This window comes from Mesorhizobium sp. W016, assembly GCF_054719485.1.
The window spans coordinates 2,303,468-2,321,148 of record NZ_JBTTIF010000002.1; the positions used below are offsets into that span (position 1 = coordinate 2,303,468).

The 17,681-nt window shown below is 63.3% G+C and carries 21 protein-coding genes; 17 read left to right on the top strand and 4 right to left on the bottom strand.

Annotation, left to right across the window (positions count from 1 at the left end; genetic code table 11):
• Nucleotides 1–14: 14 nt before the first annotated feature.
• A complete protein-coding gene (locus ACYG9V_RS11425; protein WP_023738480.1) occupies nt 15–767 on the top strand; it encodes a crotonase/enoyl-CoA hydratase family protein in 753 nt (250 codons plus the stop codon).
• Nucleotides 768–775: 8 nt separating this feature from the next.
• Here the strand turns inward: ACYG9V_RS11425 and pdxH are convergent, their stop codons facing one another.
• Nucleotides 776–1,405: a pyridoxamine 5'-phosphate oxidase gene (pdxH, locus tag ACYG9V_RS11430; RefSeq protein WP_081725434.1), complete on the bottom strand. Its 630-nt coding sequence runs from the start codon at nt 1,403–1,405 to the stop codon at nt 776–778.
• 28 nt (nt 1,406–1,433) lie between these two features.
• Between pdxH and ACYG9V_RS11435 the strand changes: the two genes are divergently transcribed.
• Both ACYG9V_RS11435 and ACYG9V_RS11440 read left to right on the top strand, forming a co-directional pair.
• Nucleotides 1,434–1,895 (top strand): RT0821/Lpp0805 family surface protein, encoded by a 462-nt coding sequence (locus ACYG9V_RS11435; RefSeq protein ID WP_023687129.1) that lies wholly within the window; start codon nt 1,434–1,436, stop codon nt 1,893–1,895.
• A gap of 124 nt (nt 1,896–2,019) precedes the next feature.
• Nucleotides 2,020–2,949 (top strand): DnaJ C-terminal domain-containing protein, encoded by a 930-nt coding sequence (locus ACYG9V_RS11440; protein ID WP_023692090.1) that lies wholly within the window; start codon nt 2,020–2,022, stop codon nt 2,947–2,949.
• A gap of 19 nt (nt 2,950–2,968) precedes the next feature.
• Here ACYG9V_RS11440 and ACYG9V_RS11445 read toward each other — a convergent pair whose 3' ends face one another.
• On the bottom strand, nt 2,969–3,604 hold the full coding sequence (locus tag ACYG9V_RS11445; protein WP_352562632.1) for a TetR/AcrR family transcriptional regulator: 636 nt from the start codon (nt 3,602–3,604) through the stop codon (nt 2,969–2,971).
• A gap of 187 nt (nt 3,605–3,791) precedes the next feature.
• Between ACYG9V_RS11445 and mddA the strand changes: the two genes are divergently transcribed.
• From mddA to ACYG9V_RS11460, 3 genes are all read left to right on the top strand, one after another.
• Nucleotides 3,792–4,526: a methanethiol S-methyltransferase gene (gene mddA, locus ACYG9V_RS11450; RefSeq protein ID WP_352763073.1), complete on the top strand. Its 735-nt coding sequence runs from the start codon at nt 3,792–3,794 to the stop codon at nt 4,524–4,526.
• Nucleotides 4,527–4,750: 224 nt separating this feature from the next.
• Nucleotides 4,751–5,572: an enoyl-ACP reductase FabI gene (fabI, locus tag ACYG9V_RS11455; RefSeq protein ID WP_352760765.1), complete on the top strand. Its 822-nt coding sequence runs from the start codon at nt 4,751–4,753 to the stop codon at nt 5,570–5,572.
• A 46-nt stretch (nt 5,573–5,618) separates the two neighbouring features.
• On the top strand, nt 5,619–6,206 hold the full coding sequence (locus ACYG9V_RS11460) for a histidine phosphatase family protein (RefSeq protein ID WP_023747553.1): 588 nt from the start codon (nt 5,619–5,621) through the stop codon (nt 6,204–6,206).
• A gap of 82 nt (nt 6,207–6,288) precedes the next feature.
• Here ACYG9V_RS11460 and ACYG9V_RS11465 read toward each other — a convergent pair whose 3' ends face one another.
• Nucleotides 6,289–6,543 (bottom strand): DUF1344 domain-containing protein, encoded by a 255-nt coding sequence (locus ACYG9V_RS11465; protein ID WP_023685405.1) that lies wholly within the window; start codon nt 6,541–6,543, stop codon nt 6,289–6,291.
• A gap of 183 nt (nt 6,544–6,726) precedes the next feature.
• Between ACYG9V_RS11465 and aroC the strand changes: the two genes are divergently transcribed.
• From aroC to ACYG9V_RS11480, 3 genes are all read left to right on the top strand, one after another.
• Nucleotides 6,727–7,842 carry a chorismate synthase gene (aroC, locus tag ACYG9V_RS11470; protein ID WP_352763070.1) on the top strand — a complete coding sequence of 372 codons (1,116 nt, stop codon included), beginning with the start codon at nt 6,727–6,729 and terminating at the stop codon, nt 7,840–7,842.
• A 74-nt stretch (nt 7,843–7,916) separates the two neighbouring features.
• Nucleotides 7,917–9,017, top strand: a complete 1,101-nt coding sequence (ribB, locus tag ACYG9V_RS11475) for a 3,4-dihydroxy-2-butanone-4-phosphate synthase (RefSeq protein WP_023685407.1) — start codon at nt 7,917–7,919, stop codon at nt 9,015–9,017.
• Nucleotides 9,018–9,035: 18 nt separating this feature from the next.
• Nucleotides 9,036–9,458: a hypothetical protein gene (locus ACYG9V_RS11480; protein ID WP_023685408.1), complete on the top strand. Its 423-nt coding sequence runs from the start codon at nt 9,036–9,038 to the stop codon at nt 9,456–9,458.
• A gap of 62 nt (nt 9,459–9,520) precedes the next feature.
• Here the strand turns inward: ACYG9V_RS11480 and ACYG9V_RS11485 are convergent, their stop codons facing one another.
• Entirely contained in the window at nt 9,521–10,744 is a 1,224-nt protein-coding gene (locus ACYG9V_RS11485; protein WP_352763068.1) for an MFS transporter, read from the bottom strand.
• Nucleotides 10,745–10,862: 118 nt separating this feature from the next.
• Between ACYG9V_RS11485 and ACYG9V_RS11490 the strand changes: the two genes are divergently transcribed.
• The 8 genes from ACYG9V_RS11490 to dxs all read left to right on the top strand — a co-directional run bounded on the left by ACYG9V_RS11490 (nt 10,863) and on the right by dxs (nt 17,547).
• Complete coding sequence (locus ACYG9V_RS11490; RefSeq protein WP_352763065.1) at nt 10,863–11,471, top strand: TetR/AcrR family transcriptional regulator; 609 nt, start codon at nt 10,863–10,865, stop codon at nt 11,469–11,471.
• Nucleotides 11,472–11,605: 134 nt separating this feature from the next.
• Entirely contained in the window at nt 11,606–11,980 is a 375-nt protein-coding gene (locus tag ACYG9V_RS11495; protein ID WP_023692082.1) for an Imm8 family immunity protein, read from the top strand.
• Between the two features lie 85 nt (nt 11,981–12,065).
• Nucleotides 12,066–13,043, top strand: a complete 978-nt coding sequence (locus tag ACYG9V_RS11500; protein ID WP_352763064.1) for a hypothetical protein — start codon at nt 12,066–12,068, stop codon at nt 13,041–13,043.
• A 71-nt stretch (nt 13,044–13,114) separates the two neighbouring features.
• Nucleotides 13,115–14,041 (top strand): histone deacetylase family protein, encoded by a 927-nt coding sequence (locus ACYG9V_RS11505; RefSeq protein WP_023692080.1) that lies wholly within the window; start codon nt 13,115–13,117, stop codon nt 14,039–14,041.
• Between the two features lie 3 nt (nt 14,042–14,044).
• On the top strand, nt 14,045–14,296 hold the full coding sequence (locus tag ACYG9V_RS11510) for an exodeoxyribonuclease VII small subunit (RefSeq protein WP_023668433.1): 252 nt from the start codon (nt 14,045–14,047) through the stop codon (nt 14,294–14,296).
• Between the two features lie 38 nt (nt 14,297–14,334).
• Complete coding sequence (locus tag ACYG9V_RS11515; protein ID WP_023668432.1) at nt 14,335–14,601, top strand: DUF2277 domain-containing protein; 267 nt, start codon at nt 14,335–14,337, stop codon at nt 14,599–14,601.
• Between the two features lie 10 nt (nt 14,602–14,611).
• Nucleotides 14,612–15,532, top strand: coding sequence for a pirin family protein (locus ACYG9V_RS11520; RefSeq protein ID WP_460221949.1), 921 nt, complete (start codon nt 14,612–14,614; stop codon nt 15,530–15,532).
• A 101-nt stretch (nt 15,533–15,633) separates the two neighbouring features.
• Nucleotides 15,634–17,547 carry a 1-deoxy-D-xylulose-5-phosphate synthase gene (gene dxs / locus ACYG9V_RS11525; RefSeq protein ID WP_023702019.1) on the top strand — a complete coding sequence of 638 codons (1,914 nt, stop codon included), beginning with the start codon at nt 15,634–15,636 and terminating at the stop codon, nt 17,545–17,547.
• The last annotated feature ends 134 nt before the right edge of the window (nt 17,548–17,681 follow it).

A 17,681-nucleotide genomic window follows, 5' to 3' on the forward strand; every position in this document is an offset into this window, starting at 1 on the left:
AGGGAAGAATGACCGTGACAGACCATATTCTCGTCGAGCGCCAGGGCGCCATCCAGATCATCCGCATGAACCGTCCCGACAAGAAGAACGCACTGACGCGCGCCATGTACGCGACAATGTCCAAGGCGCTGGCCGATGGCGATGCCGACCCGGCGGTTCGCGTCCATGTCTTCCTCGGTGTGCCTGGCGCCTTCTCTTCCGGCAACGATCTCGCCGATTTCCTGGTCATCGCCACCGGCGGTGAGGGCGGCAACGAGGTCTGGGACTTCCTGATGGCGCTGGCCAAAACGGAGAAGCCGATGGTCTCCGGCGTCGACGGCATTGCGGTCGGCATCGGCACCACGCTCAATTTGCATTGCGACCTGACTTTCGCCACGCCGCGCACGGTGTTCCGCACACCCTTCGTCGACCTCGGCCTGGTGCCGGAGGCGGGCTCCAGCCTGCTGGCGCCGCTCATCCTCGGCAGGCAGGGCGCCTTTGCGCTGCTTGGACTCGGCGAAGGTTTTTCCGCCGAACGCGCCAAGGCCGCCGGCCTGATCTATGAGGTGGTCGAGGAGGACGGGCTAGAAGCCGCGGCACTCGCCGCGGCCGGCGCGATCGCCGCCAAGCCGCCGCAGGCGCTGAAGATCGCTCGTGACCTGATGCGCGCCCCGCGCGACGAGCTTGTCGCCCGCATCAAGGTGGAGAGCGAGCGTTTCTCCGAGCGGCTGAAGTCCGACGAAGCGCGCGCCGCGTTGACGGCCTTCATGACGCGCAAGAAGGCCTGAACTTATCCTCAGGGATAAAGCCGTGTCTTGTCCCAGCCGCCTTCGGCGTTGCGCGAAAAGACCAGCCGATCGTGCAGCCGGAATGGCCGGTCGTGCCAGAACTCGATCGCCTGCGGCACGATGCGGAAGCCCGACCAGTGCTTTGGCCGCGGGATTTCGCCGATAGGGTAGCGCGCCGTGTATTCGGCCACCGCCTTCTCCAGGGCAAAGCGGCTTTCCAGCGGCCGCGACTGTTTCGAAGCCCATGCGCCGATCCGGCTGCCGCGCGGCCGCGTCGCGTAATAGGCGTCGGCTTCAGCGTCGCTGACGATCTCCACCGGACCGCGTATGCGCACCTGGCGGCGCAGCGATTTCCAGTGGAAGCACATCGCCGCCTTCATGCTGCCAAGAATCTCGCGGCCCTTGGCGCTCTCGAAATTCGTGTAGAAGACAAAGCCGCTTTCATCGAAACCCTTGAGCAGCACCATCCGCACATCCGGCATGCCGTCGGCATCGACGGTTGCAAGTGCTACGCCGTTGGCGTCGTTGATTTCGCTTTTCTTGGCGTCCTCCAGCCACTCGGCAAAGAGCCGGAACGGCTCGGCGGCTTCGGTAAAGTCACTACTTGTTAACTCAGTGTCACTCATAGTTTTTCTCAAATTGTCTCGAGCTTCAGGAGGTTGCCGATTGTCGCGTATCGCGCAAGCTTTTGACAGCGGGCAATGGAGCGTTATCGCTTCGGCCAGTTCGAAAGCCGTGATCGTGATTATCGCCCTGCCACTTGCCGCCTGCGGCGCCGGCGGCTTCAGCCTGGAAAAGGCCGAGGTCGACCGTTCCATCGTCACCTCAAGCGCGCCGGCGAGGGTGACATCGACGGACGCCGACAGCGCTTCCGACCAGACCACGATCGGCAATGCGGTGTCTTCGGCCGACATCGAGGAGCTTCGCGGCCAGGCCGTGCCGTGGGCGAATGCCGACACCGGCTCGCGGGGCTCCATCACCGAACTCGCCGAAGTGCAGGACAACGGCCAGGCCTGCCGCAGCTTTACCGCCTCGCGCGAAAGCTTCGACGGCGTCGCTTTGTTCAAGGGGCAATTGTGCATCGCCGCGGCCGGCGGCTGGCACATGCAGGACTTCAAACCGCTCTGATTTTCGAGGTTTGCGGGCATCGCAATTTCAACCCTCGATAAGCCTGCGCGCCACTGGAATTTCTTCCTATGGGAGCGCATATAAGGGCCAACGTGGATTTAACTCATTTTCCAGGGCAGGACGCATGCGCGACCCCTATGAGGTGCTGGGCGTTGCCAAGAACGCATCGGCCAAGGACATAAAATCGGCTTACCGCAAGCTCGCCAAGAAGTATCATCCGGACCAGAATCCGAATGATCCCAAGGCCAAGGACCGTTTTGCCGCCGCCAATCAGGCCTATGAGGTCGTCGGCGACGAGAAGAACCGTGCGGCCTTCGACCGCGGCGAGATCGACGCCGACGGCAAGCCGAAATTCCAGGGCTTCGAGGGCGCAGCCGGCGGCGGCGATCCGTTCGGTGGCTTCCGCCGCCAGCAGGGCGCCGGCGGCTCGCGCTTCGAATTCCGATCGGGGCGTCCGGGCGGCGATCCGTTCGACGGCAACAGCGACATTTTCAGCCAGATCTTCGGCGACGCCTTTTCCGGCGCGCGCGGCGCCGGAACAGGCGACCGCCGCCAGCAGGCGACCGCCGCCGATCTGAACGTCACGCTCGACGTCACCATCGAGGAGATAGCGACCGCCGAAAAGGTGACGGCGATGTTTCCCGACGGCCGCAAGATTGCGGTCAAGCTGCCGGTCTATGTCGAGGACGGACAGACCATCCGGCTGAAGGGCCAGGGCGAGCAGGGGCCGGGACAGCCGGGCGATGCGCTGGTCAAGATCCGTATCCGCAGGCACCCGCGCTACCGCATCGAGGGCCGTGACCTGCATGCCGATCTGGAGGTAGCGTTGGCCGACGCGGTGCTGGGCGCCAAGGTGCCGGTCGACACGCCGACCGGCAGGCTGGCGGTCAACATTCCGGCTTGGTCGAGCTCCGATAAGGTGCTGCGCCTGAAGGGCAGGGGCTTGCCGGAAAAGGCGGGTGGCCATGGCGATCTCTACGCCCATGTCCGCATCATGCTGCCGGAAGGCGGCGACAGCGAACTCGAAGCGCTGATGCGCAGCCGCAAAGGCTGACGCGGCTCGACTTGTCTGGCTAGCTGCCGGGCGCTGCTTCCTCCATCCGCCGGATGGTTTCGCCGAAGCGGCGCAACGCCTGCCGCACCGGGACATGCGGGCTCTCGATCTCAAGCAGGATCATCGTCTCGCTGCCGAGGAATGCGGCGCTGACCAGGCTGGTTACTTCGGCGGCGGAGAATGGCCCGAGGCCGCCGAACCGCCGCTCCGCCTCTTGCGCCAGTCCGTCCAGCAGTTCGAACCAGCCGCGCAGGTCGCGGCGCACCGCCTTGGCGATCTCGGGGCTCGACAGGCTTGCCGCGATCATCTCGTGCAGGATCCGGACATAGCCGGACGCCAGATCATCGTCGAGGAAATCGCAAGCGCGCTCCCAGCGTTGCCACAGCGGCATAGGTGCCGCAAAAGTCTCCGCCTGGCGCTTCAGCAGGCCCTCGTTCAGATGGTCGAGCAGGGCCAGGAACAGCCGTTCCTTGGAGCCGAAATGGTAATGGATCTGGCTGAGCGGAACGCCGGCGATCTCGGCAACGCGGCGCGTCGACAGATCGGCATAACCGCCTCGATGGAGGCATAACTCGGCAGCCGAAATCAGTTCGGCGCGCGTGTCGCGCTTTTGCTTGTTCTGCGGCGGGGCAACGGCTTCGGCAGCGTCCGTCATGCGGCGTGGCTGCCGCTGTTAGCGGTGCAATCTGGGCGGATCATAGCTTCTCCTGTCCGGGGCTGGACGTCCCTCCACTCTATCTCGGTCGAGCGACCGATCAAGTTGACTCGTCAGAAAATTTATGGTTTTTGACGCTGAATTCGGTCGACCGACCGAATACTGATGCTTGCATGGAGGGGCAGTCATGGCGGGCGTAATCACCCTTATCTACGGCGTTGCCGCATACCTGATTTTTCTCGGTTCGTTCCTCTATGCGGTCGGTTTCGTCGGCAACCTGGTCGTGCCGAAATCCATCGATTCCGGAGTCGCTGGAAGTCCGGTCGAAGCCGTCATCGTCAATGCGCTGCTGCTCGGCCTTTTCGCCGCCCAGCACAGCATCATGGCGCGGCCGGTTTTCAAGCGCTGGTGGACACGGATTGTCCCGCACGCGGCCGAACGCAGCACCTATGTGCTTTTGGCCAGCCTCATCCTGCTGCTGCTCTACTGGCAATGGCGGCCGATTCCCGGTCTCGTCTGGACGGTCGAGAACCCGGTCTGGGTCGCCGTCATCCATGGCGTGTTCTGGTTCGGCTGGGCGGTATTGTTGACCAGCACCTTTCTGATCAACCATTTCGAACTGTTCGGCCTGCGCCAGGTTCTCGCCGCTTTGCGCAAGAGCGAACCGGCGCCGCCCGTGTTCAGGACGCCGCTGTTCTACAAATGGGTCCGGCACCCGCTCTATGTCGGCTTTCTCCTGGCCTTCTGGGCGACGCCGTCCATGACATGGGGCCATCTCCTGTTCGCGGTGGGCAGCACCGGCTACATCCTGCTCGGCATCTTCCTCGAGGAACGCGATCTCGTCGCGATGTTCGGCGATCAGTACCGAAGCTACCGCAAGCAGGTGGGAATGCTCATTCCCTGGCGCAAAATGGCTGGATAGGGCCGATGCGTTGCCGGCCAGCCGATTCGGCTGGTCGGCCGGGCCTGGGCCATCAAGGCGCGCTGGCCGCAGTGAGGCGTTCAAATCTCACAACAACCTTATTATCCCCCATTCGTTGTCTCGCCGAGTGTCTGAATTGAACGCGCGCCCCGTCTGTGCTTGATGCGCCTTTCTGCCTGTGCGATAGGCACTCCAAAGCAGAAAACCTTTCGGAGAGCGCTGACATGGCGGGTGGACAGGGCCTAATGGCCGGCAAGCGCGGGCTTATACTGGGCGTCGCCAACAACAGATCGATTGCCTACGGCATCGCCAAGGCCTGCGTCGACCATGGCGCCGAGATCGCGCTGACCTATCAGGGCGAGGCGTTCAAGAAGCGCGTCGAGCCGCTGGCTGCGGAATTGGGCGCCTTTGTCGCCGGTCATTGCGATGTCACTGATCCGGCGAGCCTCGACGAGGTGTTTGCCAATGTCGCTAGGCATTGGGGCGGCAAGCTCGACTTCCTCGTCCATGCCATCGCCTTTTCCGACAAGGACGAGTTGACCGGACGCTATGTCGAGACGACGCGCGACAATTTCCTGCGCACCATGGACATTTCGGTCTATTCCTTCACCACCATCGCCAAGCGCGCCGAAGCGCTGATGACCGATGGCGGCTCGCTGCTGACGCTGACCTATTATGGCGCCGAAAAGGTTATGCCGCATTACAACGTCATGGGTGTCGCCAAGGCAGCGCTCGAAGCCAGCGTGCGCTATCTCGCCGTCGACCTCGGCGGCAAGAAGATCCGCGTCAACGCTATCTCGGCCGGGCCGATCAAGACCTTGGCTGCTTCGGGCATCGGCGACTTCCGCTACATTTTGAAGTGGAACGAATACAATTCGCCGCTCAAGCAGACCGTCACCCAGGAAGAAGTCGGCGATTCCGCCGTCTATTTCCTGTCGGACCTGTCGCGTGGCGTCACCGGCGAGGTGCACCATGTCGATTCCGGCTATCACGTCGTCGGCATGAAGTCGGTCGACGCGCCGGATATTTCGACCGTCAAGGAATAGTTCTGCCGCGGTTTCCGCCTGCCTGTCCTGATTTCCGGAAGACCTGATGGTTCCGCTCGTCTACATCGTGCGCCATGGCCAGACGCAGTGGAATGCCGAGTCGCGGCTGCAGGGCCAGGCCGACACCGATCTCAACGCACTCGGCCGCGAGCAGGCGACCCGCAATGGGCGGCGGCTGGCCGAGCTGATCCAGAACCCTGAGGATTTCGACTTTGTCGCCAGTCCGATGAAGCGGACGCGCGAGACGATGCAGCGGCTACGCTTGGCGATGCAACTCGATCCCGATGCCTACCGCACCGACCCGCGTCTGGTCGAGGTGCACTTTGGCGACTGGCAGGGCTTTACCTATGCCGAACTCGATACGCGAATGCCGGGCTCGGCGAAGGCGCGACGGCGCAACAAATGGAATTTCCAGCCGCCGGGGGAGGGCGCCGAAAGCTACCAGATGCTGCTCGAACGGGTGAAGCCGTGGTTCGACGCGCTCGACCGCCAGACGGTCTGCGTCACGCATGGTGGCGTCGTGCGGACCCTGTTCAGGATGGTCGAAGGTGTTTCCGAACACGAAGCGGCAAACCTGGAAGTGCGGCAGGACCGGGTGCTCAGGCTGCAGGACGGGCGTCTGGATTGGCTTTAGGTTGGAGCAGATAAACAGGACGACTGTCCTGTTTATCCGGGCAGGGCTCCGCCGAGCGGCAAGACCCTGTTCGGCGTCGGTCTTATTCGGTGTCGGGCAGTTCCATATCGGTGACGACGTTCTCGCCATTCGTCACGTCATAGGCAATGACGATATCCATGCCCGGCTTCAGCGAATCGAGATCGGTCTCGGCGTTGAGCTTGAAGGACTTGCCGTCCTCCAGCGTCAGCGTCAGCGCGTCCTTGTCGACCTTCTTGATCAGGCCTTCGGTCTGGCCGGCATAGGCGGCGGTGGAAATCAGCAACATGGCGGCAGCAGCGCCAATCAGGGTACGCATCGTCGTCCTCTTTGTCATTGCGCCTGCACGGATGGCGGCGAGCTTTCAACGGGCGGATGGAAGAGAGCAGAAACCAACCGAATGTGTCAAAACTAAAACCGCCGGATCACAGTTTGACCGCTGTGGAAAACGCCAATAGAACGCACCTTTGATCCGGTCCGCTGCCGGGCAGGGCTAAAATTCATGTCTCACAACACGTTCGGCCATCTCTTCCGCGTCACCACCTGGGGCGAAAGCCATGGCCCGTCGCTCGGCTGCGTGGTCGATGGCTGCCCGCCCGGCATCCGCTTCACGCGGCAAGAGATACAGGCCGAACTCGACAAGCGCCGTCCCGGCCAGTCGCGTTTTGTGACCCAGCGCCGCGAACCGGACGAGGTGAACGTGCTATCCGGCTTCATCCTCGACGAGGACGGCGAGACGATGATCACCACCGGCACGCCCGTCTCGATGCAGATCGAGAATGTTGACCAGCGCTCCAAGGACTATGGCGACATTGCCCGCCAGTACCGGCCCGGCCACGCCGACTACACCTATGACGTCAAATACGGCCTGCGCGACCATCGCGGCGGCGGTCGTTCCTCGGCGCGCGAGACGGCCGCTCGCGTGGCGGCCGGCGCCTTGGCGCGCAAGGTGGTGCCCGGAATGGTGGTGCGCGGCGCGCTGGTCTCGATGGGCGAAAAATCGATCGACCGCGCCAACTGGAACTGGAATTTCATCGGTGACGCCGAAAACCCGTTCTTCACCCCCGATCCGGCCTCGGTTCCGGTCTTCACCAGCTATCTCGACGGCATCCGCAAATCCGGCTCCTCGGTGGGCGCGGTTATTGAAATCATCGCCGACGGCGTGCCAGCCGGCCTTGGCGCGCCGATCTATGCCAAGCTCGACCAGGACATCGCGTCCGGCCTGATGTCGATCAACGCCGTCAAGGGCGTCGAGATCGGCAACGGTTTCGAAGCCGCGCGCATCACCGGCGAACAGAATGCCGACGAGATGCGCATCGGCAATGACGGCAAGCCGGTCTTCCTGTCCAACAATGCCGGCGGCATTCTGGGCGGCATCTCGACCGGCCAGGCGATCGTCGCCCGCTTCGCCGTCAAGCCGACCTCGTCGATCCTGACGCCGCGAAAATCCATCGACAAGGACGGCAACGACGTCGACGTCATGACCAAGGGCCGCCACGACCCCTGCGTCGGCATCCGCGCCGTGCCGATCGGCGAAGCCATGGTTGCCTGCGCCATCGCCGACCATTATCTGCGGCACCGGGGACAGACAGGCCGGGGATTAGGCAGTAGGGATTAGGCAATAAGCCAGCCCGTACTTCCTTCCCTAACTCCTACTGCCCAACCCCTATTCCCTGCGAGCGAAGCGAGCCAATGCCATACGATCAGAAGAAAATCGTCGAAGCCATCCGCGCCTTCGAGCGCGGCGAGATCGTCGTCGTCATGGACGATGACGGGCGTGAGAACGAGGGCGACCTGATCGTTGCCGCCGTGCATTGCAGCCCGGAGAAAATGGCCTTCATCATCCGTCACACCTCCGGCATCGTCTGCACGCCGATGCCGCGCGAGGAGGCCAAGCGGCTCAATCTGCAGCCAATGGTCGCCGACAATGATTCCGCCCACACCACGGCCTTTACCGTCAGCGTCGATTTCAAGCATGGCACCACCACCGGCATTTCGGCCGAGGACCGCACGCTGACCGTGCGCAACCTGGCCAACGGCAATGTCGGCGGTTCGGATTTCGTTCGCCCCGGCCACATCTTCCCGCTGATCGCTAGGGAAGGCGGCGTGCTGATGCGTTCGGGCCATACCGAAGCCGCGGTCGATCTCTGCAAGCTTGCCGGCCTGCCGCCGGTTGGCGTGATCTCGGAGTTGGTCAATGACGACGGCACCGTCAAGCGCGGCCCGCAGGTGGCGAGCTTTGCCGAGGAACATGGCCTCAAGCAGGTTTCGGTCGCCGACCTCATCGCCTACCGGCAGCGCAAGGAAACGCTGGTCGAACGCGTCGCCTGCTCCGAAATCGACACACTCGGCGGCAAGGCACAGGTCTTCACCTACACGCTGCCCTGGGATTCCATGCACCATGTCGCGGTCGTTTTCGGCGACATCCGTGACGGCGAGGACGTGCCGGTGCGGCTGCATTCGGAGGATGTGGTGACCGACGTGTTCGGCACCAGCCACCGGCTCGACGCCATTATGAAGGCGATGGGCGAACGCAAGCGCGGCGTCATCGTTTACCTCCGAGAGGGTTCGGTCGGCGTCGCCCATCAGGAGCGCAACCGGCCGATGAGTGCCGACCGTGAGGACCACGAAGAGGCCCGCCGCCGTGAGAACGAGTGGCGAGAAATCGGCCTCGGCGCGCAGATTCTCAAGGATCTCGGCATCTCCTCGATCAATTTGATCGCCTCGCGCGAACGCCACTATGTCGGGCTTGAGGGCTTTGGCATTCATATCGCCAAGACCGAGATTTTCTAGGGGACAGGGGGCGGTCGGATGAGCTTCGAGGCCTATCTCAATTGCTTTGAAGATGGCGAAGAGAGCTACTTCCCCACATCGATCGTCGAGGATGCCTTCGCGCCGTTCGTCACCAGGCGTGAACCTGAATTCACCTGCTGGGTCGTCGCCTATGACGATGCGTCGTCGGCCGACCTCTATCTCAATTTCGACCCCGGCGATGCCTCGCGATGTTCAGGCTTCACCGTCGCGCGGCCGCCCGACGATCCGCGCCTCTACGAAGCGCTGTGGAAAATCCTGCGTGTCACCAGCTCGGTCGTGTATTGCGCCGGAGAATGTCCGCCGATGGTCGGGCGCGCTGAAACCATACCCCATCTGAACCCGGATATGGTTGAGACACTGGGAAGTCCTGTTGTCGTTCTCGATGGAAACGAGATCCGCAAGAGGCTTGAACAGTCGTAGGGAGCCGCGCTCCTTTGGAGAAGCTGCGTCCGATCCGCGTTCCCGACCGGACGCTTGTGCGTTTATTCCGCGGGAACGGCGGCCGCGTCGCATCCGTCCAGCTCGCATGTGTGGGTGGCCAGGCTGCGCTGGCCCAGCAACACCGTGACCAATGCGATGACGCCGGCCGCCACCGAGACCCAGAACCCGTTGCGGGCGCCGAATTCATCCACCACCGCACCGGCGGCAAACGAACCGAGCGCCATGCCGATGCCGATGCCTGTCATCACCCAGGTGATGCCTTCGGTCAGCATCGCTTCCGGCACGTGGCGTTCGATCAGGCCGAAGGCGGTGATGAAGGTTGGCGAGATCGCCACGCCGCTGATGAAAACGGTCAGCGCCAGCAGCGGCACCGTGTCGGCGGTGAGCGGCAGCAATGTGCCGAGCGCAACGAGGGCGACCGCGAGGGCCAACTGGCGCTGCAGCGGCGCTTTCAGGTTGAGCGCACCGACGACGAGGCCGAGCACGAACGATCCCAGCGCATAGACGCCGATGACGAGGCTGGCGGCGCCCGGCTGGCCGAGTTCCTTGGTGATCGCCACCGTGCTCACTTCCGTCGTCGCGAAGGTGGCGCCGACGAAGATCAGGGCGAAGGTGATGATCTGCACCGGCCTGAGCCGGATTGCCGAGCCGCTCGAGACATGGTCCACCGGCCGCACTTGTGGTTCGGTCGAACGCTGCAGGATGAAGGCTGCCGAGCCAAGGGCGAGGAATAGCGTGCTGACCAGGACACCGGCTTCCGGGAACAGAGCGGCACTCAAGCCCACCGACAGCGATGCGCCTGCAATGTAGACGAGTTCGTCCGCCGCCGATTCGAAGGCGAATGCGGTGTTCATCTGCGGCCGGCCGCGAAAAATCTCGGTCCAGCGCGCGCGCACCATCGCCGGCATGCTGGGCATGGCGGCGGCCGCCAGCGCCGACACAAACAGCGTCCACACCGGCCAGTCTTGATTGGCTGCGGCAATCAGCACCGCGAAGGCGAGCACGGTGAGGATGGTGGTCGGAATCACGATCCGCGTCTGGCCGAGGCGATCGACCAGCCGTGATATCTGCGGCGCCACGAAAGCGTTGCTCAGCGCGAACGTCGCCGAGACAGCTCCCGCCAGCCAGTATTCGCCACGCGTCTGCGAGAGCATGGCCACGATGCCGATCGGCGCCATGGCGATCGGCAGCCGCGCGAGGAAGCCCGCGGCGGCAAACCCCTTGGCTCCAGGGGCACGAAAGATTTCCGAGTATGGGTTTTGCATGGCTGGTTCCTCGACAAAGGCCAATTCGACAATTACATACGATGCGTATGAATATAGGTAGTCGATACGCCGCGTATGTCAATTGGCATACGCGGCGTATGTGAATAGGGCCAGAACCATGCACAGACCCCGCAAGGAGATGATTGCCGAAACGCGCGCCAAGCTGATCACGGCGGCCCGCCACGCTTTCGGCACGATCGGCTATGCCGACGCGTCGATGGACGACTTCACCGCCTCGGCCGGGCTGACGCGCGGTGCGCTCTATCATCATTTCGGCGACAAGAAGGGCCTGCTGCAGGCCGTCATCGCCGAAATCGATGGCGAGATGGCCGTCCGCATCCATGAGATTGCGTCGCGGGCGCCAAGCCGCTGGCAGCGTTTCGTCGACGAATGCACGACCTATATCGAGATGGCGCTGGAGCCGGAAATCCAGCGCATCATGTTTCGCGACGGTCCGGCTGTGCTCGGCGATCCGGCGCAATGGCCGAATGCCAATGCCTGCGTCGGTTCAATGACCGATCATCTGACCGCTCTGCAGCAGGAGGGGGTGGTCGTCCCCGGTGTCGACCCCGAAACCGCCGCGCGGCTGATCAACGGCGCCAGCAGCCAGGCGGCGCAGCGCATCGCCAATTCGAGCGACCCCGAAGCGACGTCGAAGACCGTGGTGGCGGCCTTCAAACAGTTGCTCGAAGGGTTGCTGAAGAAGCAGGGTCCTCAGCCGGTCTGAAATCTCACCGCCGAGACCCGGCATTTTGGCAGTGGATCAGTTTGAGATTGCGGACATCGTTGCGCTGATCGAGGCGAAGGAAGCTGAGAAGCCGATGGTGCGGGCACCTATAGAAAGCGTGGAGAATTGCCCCTATGAGAGCACAATACAAGGGTCACCGAGTTGTAGAGACCAAAGCTGGCACATTCGCCCTTGACACGTGGAAGCCGCGCGATCCCACCGACTTTTCCATTACTATAGATTTCTACGCGGGCCCAGAAGGAGATGCGAGCGCCGACGCATTTACGGCGACAGTCTGCTCTCCGAACTATTTTCTTCGCTCGCAAAGCGGCAACGTGTTTTCTGGAGACAGCGTAATTTTCATGCTCAGATTCGACTACGCTGAACTGGAAAAGTTTCTCATAGATCGTTGCGCAGCTACCGAGGGCGATACATGGGACGCGATAGCTGCGCAACTAACGAGGCTGGGACGCTGGGAGTTCGACTATCACCTTCAGATTTCAAACTGACCCACGACTCGGGATTTGCCGATGTTGACAATTCCAGGCCCGGGATCATCCTCGCCGTCCATTCTCTGAGGGGAGATTCGGGCGCATGTGGGATTTCGAAATCGGCAGGTCGGTGTCCATCATGATCAGGACATGGCCGTTCATCGTCTTTCGCATGATCGTCTATTTCGGCATCACGCTGGCTTATATCGTGGCGACCGGCAGCGGCGCCTCGGTCGGCTATGGCGTCGGCCACATCTCCACCGATCCCGACGGGCCGCTGTCCTTTGCACTCTGGGGCGGCATCGTCGGCATTGGCGTCGTTTCGATCGCGCTTTACTGGATCCGCGAATACATCCTCTACGTCGTCAAAGCCGGCCATATCGCCGTCATGGTCCATCTGATCGACGGTAGGGACGTTCCCAATGGCCAGGACCAGATCGCCTACGCCAAGGATGTGGTGAAGGAGCGTTTCGCCGAGGCCAACATCCTTTTCGTGCTCGACCAGCTGGTCAAGGGCGCCATCCGCGCCATCACCGGCCTGATCGGCGGCATCGCCGCCTTCCTGCCCATTCCGGGCCTCGGCGGCCTGGTCGCTTTCATCAACACAGTCATCCGCCTGTCGCTGACCTATGTCGACGAGATCATCCTCGGCTACAACATCCGCATCAACTCGTCCACGCCCTTCGAGACGGCGCGGCAAGGCGTCGTGCTCTATGCCCAGAACGGCAAGACCATGGTCAAGAACGCCGTCTGGCTGGCGGTGATCATGTGGGGCGTGTCCTTCGTCATCTTCCTGCTGATGCTGGCGCCGGCCGCCGCCATCATGTGGTTCATCCCGGGGCAGCTCGGCGGCTGGGCCTTCGTGCTGGCGATCCTGCTGGCCTGGGCCTTCAAGGCGGCATTCATCGAACCCTTCGCCATCGCCTGCCTGATGCAGGTCTATTTTAGGACGATTGAAGGCCAGGTGCCGAACGCCGAATGGGACCAGCGGCTGGCCGAGGCGTCGTCCAAGTTCCGGGAGCTCAGGGACAAGGCGCTGGCCTCATTCGGCGGCTCGCGCTGGACGCAGCCGAGCACCTAAACCCTGTTGAACGTCGGGGCGGCGCGGCGTCAAACCATGGTCAAAGCGGCCGGGCGCGCCTATATCGGGTCATGGTCACAAGGCTCTACACCCATCCGATCTTCCTCGAACATCTGACGCCGCCCGGTCATCCGGAGCGACCCGACCGCTTGCGCGCCATCGAGCGCGTGCTCGATGACGAGGCCTTTGCGGCGCTCGATCGGGTCACGGCGCCGCAAGGCGACGAGGCGACGATCCTCTATGCCCACCCTGAGGATTTCGTGGCTCGGGTCCGCGCCGCGATCCCTGAAAGCGGCATTGCCCCGATCGACGCCGACACCAGCGCCAGCCCGAAAAGCTGGCAGGCGGTGGTGACCGCCATCGGCGCGGCCAATGCCGCCGTAGACGATGTCTTCGAGGGCCGTGTCGCCAACGCCTTCGTCGCCGCGCGTCCGCCCGGCCACCATGCCGAAAAGACCACGGCGATGGGCTTTTGCCTGTTCAACACCGCGGCCATCGCCGCGCGTTATGCGCAGAAGAAACACGGCGCCGAGCGTGTCGCCATCGTCGACTGGGACGTCCATCACGGCAACGGCACGCAGGACATCTTCTGGGACGATCCGTCGGTGCTCTATTGTTCGACGCACCAGATGCCGCTCTATCCCGGCACGGGGGCCAAGACCGAAACCGGCGCCGGTAACATCGTCAACGCGCCGCTGGCGCCACAGACCGGCTCAGAGGTCTTTCGCGATGCCTTGCTGTCGCGCGTCCTGCCGGCGCTCGACAATTTCGCGCCCGATCTGATCATCATTTCCGCCGGTTTCGACGCCCACCATCGCGATCCGCTGGCCGAGATCAACCTCAACGAGGGCGATTTCGACTGGGCGACCGGCCAGTTGCTGGAGCGCGCCGGGCGCCACAGCGGCAACCGGCTCGTCAGCCTGCTCGAGGGCGGCTACGATCTGCAAGGACTGGCATTTTCGGTGGCCGCCCATGTCGGGCGGCTGATGAAGGGGTAAAGTATGGCTGGCGAAGCAAATGAAGACGTCAAGGCGATGAGCTTCGAGCAGGCACTCGACGCGCTGGAGAAGATCGTCGATGATCTCGAACGCGGCGACGTGCCGCTCGACCAGTCGATCAAGATCTATGAGCGCGGCGAGGCGCTGAAGGCCCATTGCGACCGGCTGCTGAAGGCGGCCGAAGACAAGGTCGAGAAGATCAGGCTGTCGCGTGATGGCAAACCGGTGGGAACGGAGCCGCTCGACGCGGAGTAGTGGAATGGGGCGGGCATAAAGCAGATAGGAGTTCAAGCATGTGCAGAAACATCAAGACCCTGTTCAATTTCGAGCCGCCGGCGACCCATGACGAGATCCGCGACGCCGCCCTTCAATTCGTGCGCAAACTGAGCGGAACGACGCGCCCCTCGCAGCGCAACCAGGCAGCCTTCGACCGCGCCGTCGAGGCGATCGCCGAATCGGCGCATGAATTGCTGCATTCGCTGGAAACCACGCATCATCCGCGCAATCGCGAAGAGGTGGCGGCCAAGGCAAAAGCCAAATCGGCGCTCCGCTTCGCCTGAAGACATCCAGATGAGTTTCTTCCCCGGCAAGGACCCTGAGCCTGGCGATGCCTTCGCCAGCGACCAGATCGAGCTCATGGTCATTCCAAACGCCAAGGACATTGGCGGCTTCCAGGTTCGCCGCGCTCTGCCGACGGCAAAGCGGCGGCTGGTTGGTCCCTTCATCTTCTTCGACCGCATGGGGCCGGCCATCTTGCGCGCCGGGCAGGCGATGGATGTGCGCCCGCACCCGCATATCGGGCTTTCCACCGTCACCTATCTGTTCGACGGCAATATCAGGCACCGCAATTCGCTCGGCACCGAGATGGTCATCCAGCCCGGCGACGTGAATTTGATGACCGCCGGCCGCGGCATTGTCCATTCCGAGCGCACGCCCGAAGAACTGCGCGGCGCGCCGATGTCGGTCTCCGGCCTGCAGACATGGCTGGCTTTGCCCGACGGCAAGGAGGAAGTGGCGCCGGTGTTCGAGAACACGGCCGCGCTCCTTCTGCCCGAGATCGACGCCGAAGGTGTTTCCGGCCGCGTGGTGATCGGCGATTTCCAGGGACTGCGCTCGCCGGTAAGAGCCGACACCGAGACGCTCTACGCCGATCTGAGGCTGGCGCCCGGCGCCAGCGTCAAAATTCCCGCCGACGCCGAGGAACGCGCCATCTACACGCTGGACGGCGATGTCTCAATCTCGGGCGACCGTTTTCCGGCCGAACGGCTGCTGGTGTTCCGGCCTGGCGACGAGATCGTCGTGTCGTCCGAGCGCGGCGCCCATTTCATGCTCTTCGGCGGCGCTTCGCTCGGCTCCCCGCGCCACATCTGGTGGAACTTCGTCTCGTCGTCGAAGGAACGCATCGAACAGGCCAAGCAGGAATGGAAGACGGGCCGCTTCGATATCGTTCCCGGAGACGAGGAAGAGTTCATTCCGTTACCGGACAATTAACGTCAGCATCACCCGCGTCACTGACACGCATTTACATTCCGGCGACGCAGGCATATTTCGCCATGATCGACGCGCATCATAGCTGAGCAGGCCCTTTACCAGTGAACGCAACGCTGCATACGCCGCTTCTCGACAAGGTCCGCATTCCAGCCGACCTGAAGAAGCTTGACGAAAGCGAGCTGCCGCAGCTGGCCTCGGAGCTGCGCGCCGAGCTGATCGATGCCGTCTCGCATACGGGCGGGCATCTCGGCGCCGGCCTCGGTGTCGTCGAACTGACGGTGGCGCTGCACTATGTCTTCAACACGCCGGAAGACCGCGTGATCTGGGATGTCGGCCACCAGGCCTATCCGCACAAGATCCTGACCGGCCGCCGCGACCGCATCCGCACGCTGCGCCAGGAGGGCGGCCTGTCCGGCTTCACCCGTCGCGCCGAGAGCGAATACGACCCGTTCGGCGCCGCGCACTCTTCGACCTCCATTTCCGCCGGCCTCGGCATGGCCATGGCGCGCGACCTCTCGGGCGGCCACAACAATGTCATTGCCGTCATCGGCGACGGCGCCATGTCCGCCGGCATGGCCTATGAAGCCATGAACAATGCCGGCGCGCTTGATGCCCGGCTGATCGTCATCCTCAACGACAACGACATGTCTATCGCGCCGCCGACCGGCGCCATGAGCGCCTATCTGGCGCGGCTCGCGTCGGGCAAGACCTATCTTGGCCTGCGCGATTTCGGCAAGAAGCTGACCTCCTATCTCGGCAAGCGCGCCGACCGCGCCATCAAGCGGGCGGTCGAGCATGCGCGCGGCTACGTCACCGGCGGCACGCTGTTCGAGGAGCTTGGCTTCTACCATATCGGCCCGATCGACGGCCACAATCTCGAGCATCTGATCCCGGTGCTGAAGAACGTCCGCGACCATGCCGACGGTCCGGTGCTGATCCATGTCGTGACCCAGAAGGGCAAGGGCTACGCGCCGGCCGAGGCTGCGGCCGACAAATATCACGGCGTCAACAAGTTCGACGTCATCACCGGCGCGCAGACCAAGGCCCCGGCCAATGCGCCGGCCTACACCAAGGTGTTCGCCGAGAGCCTGGTCCAGGAGGCCCGCCTGGACGACCGCATCGTCGCCGTCACCGCCGCCATGCCGAACGGCACCGGCCTCGATTTGTTCGGCGAAGCGTTTCCGACCCGGACCTTCGATGTCGGCATTGCCGAGCAACATGCCGTGACCTTCGCCGCCGGCCTCGCCAGCGAGGGCTACAAGCCCTTCGCCGCCATCTATTCGACCTTCCTGCAGCGCGCCTACGATCAGGTCGTCCATGATGTGGCGATCCAGAAACTGCCGGTGCGTTTCCCGATCGACCGCGCCGGTTTCGTCGGCGCCGACGGCGCCACTCATTGCGGCGCCTTCGACACCACCTTCCTGGCGACGCTGCCGGGCTTCGTGGTGATGGCGGCCGCCGACGAGGCGGAGCTTCGCCACATGGTGCGCACCGCCGGCTATTATGACGAAGGCCCGATCGCCTTCCGCTATCCGCGCGGCAATGGCGTCGGCGTCGACATGCCGGAGCGCGGCTCGGTGCTCGAAATTGGCAAGGGCCGCATCGTCAGGGAAGGCACCAAGGTGGCGCTTCTGTCCTTTGGCACCCGGCTGCAGGATTGCCTGCTGGCGGCCGAGGAACTCGGCGCGGCCGGATTGTCGACAACGGTTGCGGACGCCCGTTTCGCCAAGCCGCTCGACGAGGATTTGATCCGCCGTCTTGCCCGCTCGCACGAAGTGCTGGTGACGGTGGAAGAGGGCGCTGTCGGCGGTTTCGCCAGCCACGTGCTGCAGTTCCTCGCCCATGAAGGCTTGCTGGAAAGCGGTCTGAAAGTTCGGCCGCTGGTGCTGCCAGACGAGTTCACCGACCACGCCAAGCCGGAAAAAATGTATGCCGATGCCGGGCTCGACGCGGCCGGCATCGTGCGCACCGTGTTCGTCGCGCTCGGCCATTCCGCGCGCGCGCAGCGCGCCTGAATCAAACCTCACGCAGCTGAAGCAGTTGCCTGTGCAAGCTTAACACTTTGTTAACGCTTCTCTTTGGCGTTTCGCTTACCGTCTCTTTTGGCCGTTTTTCAACGCCGCCCTGCTAGAACTGCCTCTAGGCAGGG

What these genes read in the sequence shown, in the direction of transcription:
- ACYG9V_RS11520 (WP_460221949.1), top strand. Translation starts at nt 14,612, where the DNA reads ATGAGTTTCTTCCCCGGCAAGGACCCTGAGCCTGGCGATGCCTTCGCC.
- ACYG9V_RS11500 (WP_352763064.1), top strand. Translation starts at nt 12,066, where the DNA reads ATGTGGGATTTCGAAATCGGCAGGTCGGTGTCCATCATGATCAGGACA.
- mddA (WP_352763073.1), top strand. Translation starts at nt 3,792, where the DNA reads ATGGCGGGCGTAATCACCCTTATCTACGGCGTTGCCGCATACCTGATT.
- ribB (WP_023685407.1), top strand. Translation starts at nt 7,917, where the DNA reads ATGCCATACGATCAGAAGAAAATCGTCGAAGCCATCCGCGCCTTCGAG.
- ACYG9V_RS11515 (WP_023668432.1), top strand. Translation starts at nt 14,335, where the DNA reads ATGTGCAGAAACATCAAGACCCTGTTCAATTTCGAGCCGCCGGCGACC.
- ACYG9V_RS11510 (WP_023668433.1), top strand. Translation starts at nt 14,045, where the DNA reads ATGGCTGGCGAAGCAAATGAAGACGTCAAGGCGATGAGCTTCGAGCAG.
- ACYG9V_RS11440 (WP_023692090.1), top strand. Translation starts at nt 2,020, where the DNA reads ATGCGCGACCCCTATGAGGTGCTGGGCGTTGCCAAGAACGCATCGGCC.
- ACYG9V_RS11505 (WP_023692080.1), top strand. Translation starts at nt 13,115, where the DNA reads ATGGTCACAAGGCTCTACACCCATCCGATCTTCCTCGAACATCTGACG.
- ACYG9V_RS11460 (WP_023747553.1), top strand. Translation starts at nt 5,619, where the DNA reads ATGGTTCCGCTCGTCTACATCGTGCGCCATGGCCAGACGCAGTGGAAT.
- ACYG9V_RS11485 (WP_352763068.1), bottom strand. Translation starts at nt 10,744, where the DNA reads ATGCAAAACCCATACTCGGAAATCTTTCGTGCCCCTGGAGCCAAGGGG.
- aroC (WP_352763070.1), top strand. Translation starts at nt 6,727, where the DNA reads ATGTCTCACAACACGTTCGGCCATCTCTTCCGCGTCACCACCTGGGGC.
- ACYG9V_RS11495 (WP_023692082.1), top strand. Translation starts at nt 11,606, where the DNA reads ATGAGAGCACAATACAAGGGTCACCGAGTTGTAGAGACCAAAGCTGGC.
- fabI (WP_352760765.1), top strand. Translation starts at nt 4,751, where the DNA reads ATGGCGGGTGGACAGGGCCTAATGGCCGGCAAGCGCGGGCTTATACTG.
- ACYG9V_RS11445 (WP_352562632.1), bottom strand. Translation starts at nt 3,604, where the DNA reads ATGACGGACGCTGCCGAAGCCGTTGCCCCGCCGCAGAACAAGCAAAAG.
- ACYG9V_RS11465 (WP_023685405.1), bottom strand. Translation starts at nt 6,543, where the DNA reads ATGCGTACCCTGATTGGCGCTGCTGCCGCCATGTTGCTGATTTCCACC.
- ACYG9V_RS11490 (WP_352763065.1), top strand. Translation starts at nt 10,863, where the DNA reads ATGCACAGACCCCGCAAGGAGATGATTGCCGAAACGCGCGCCAAGCTG.
- ACYG9V_RS11480 (WP_023685408.1), top strand. Translation starts at nt 9,036, where the DNA reads ATGAGCTTCGAGGCCTATCTCAATTGCTTTGAAGATGGCGAAGAGAGC.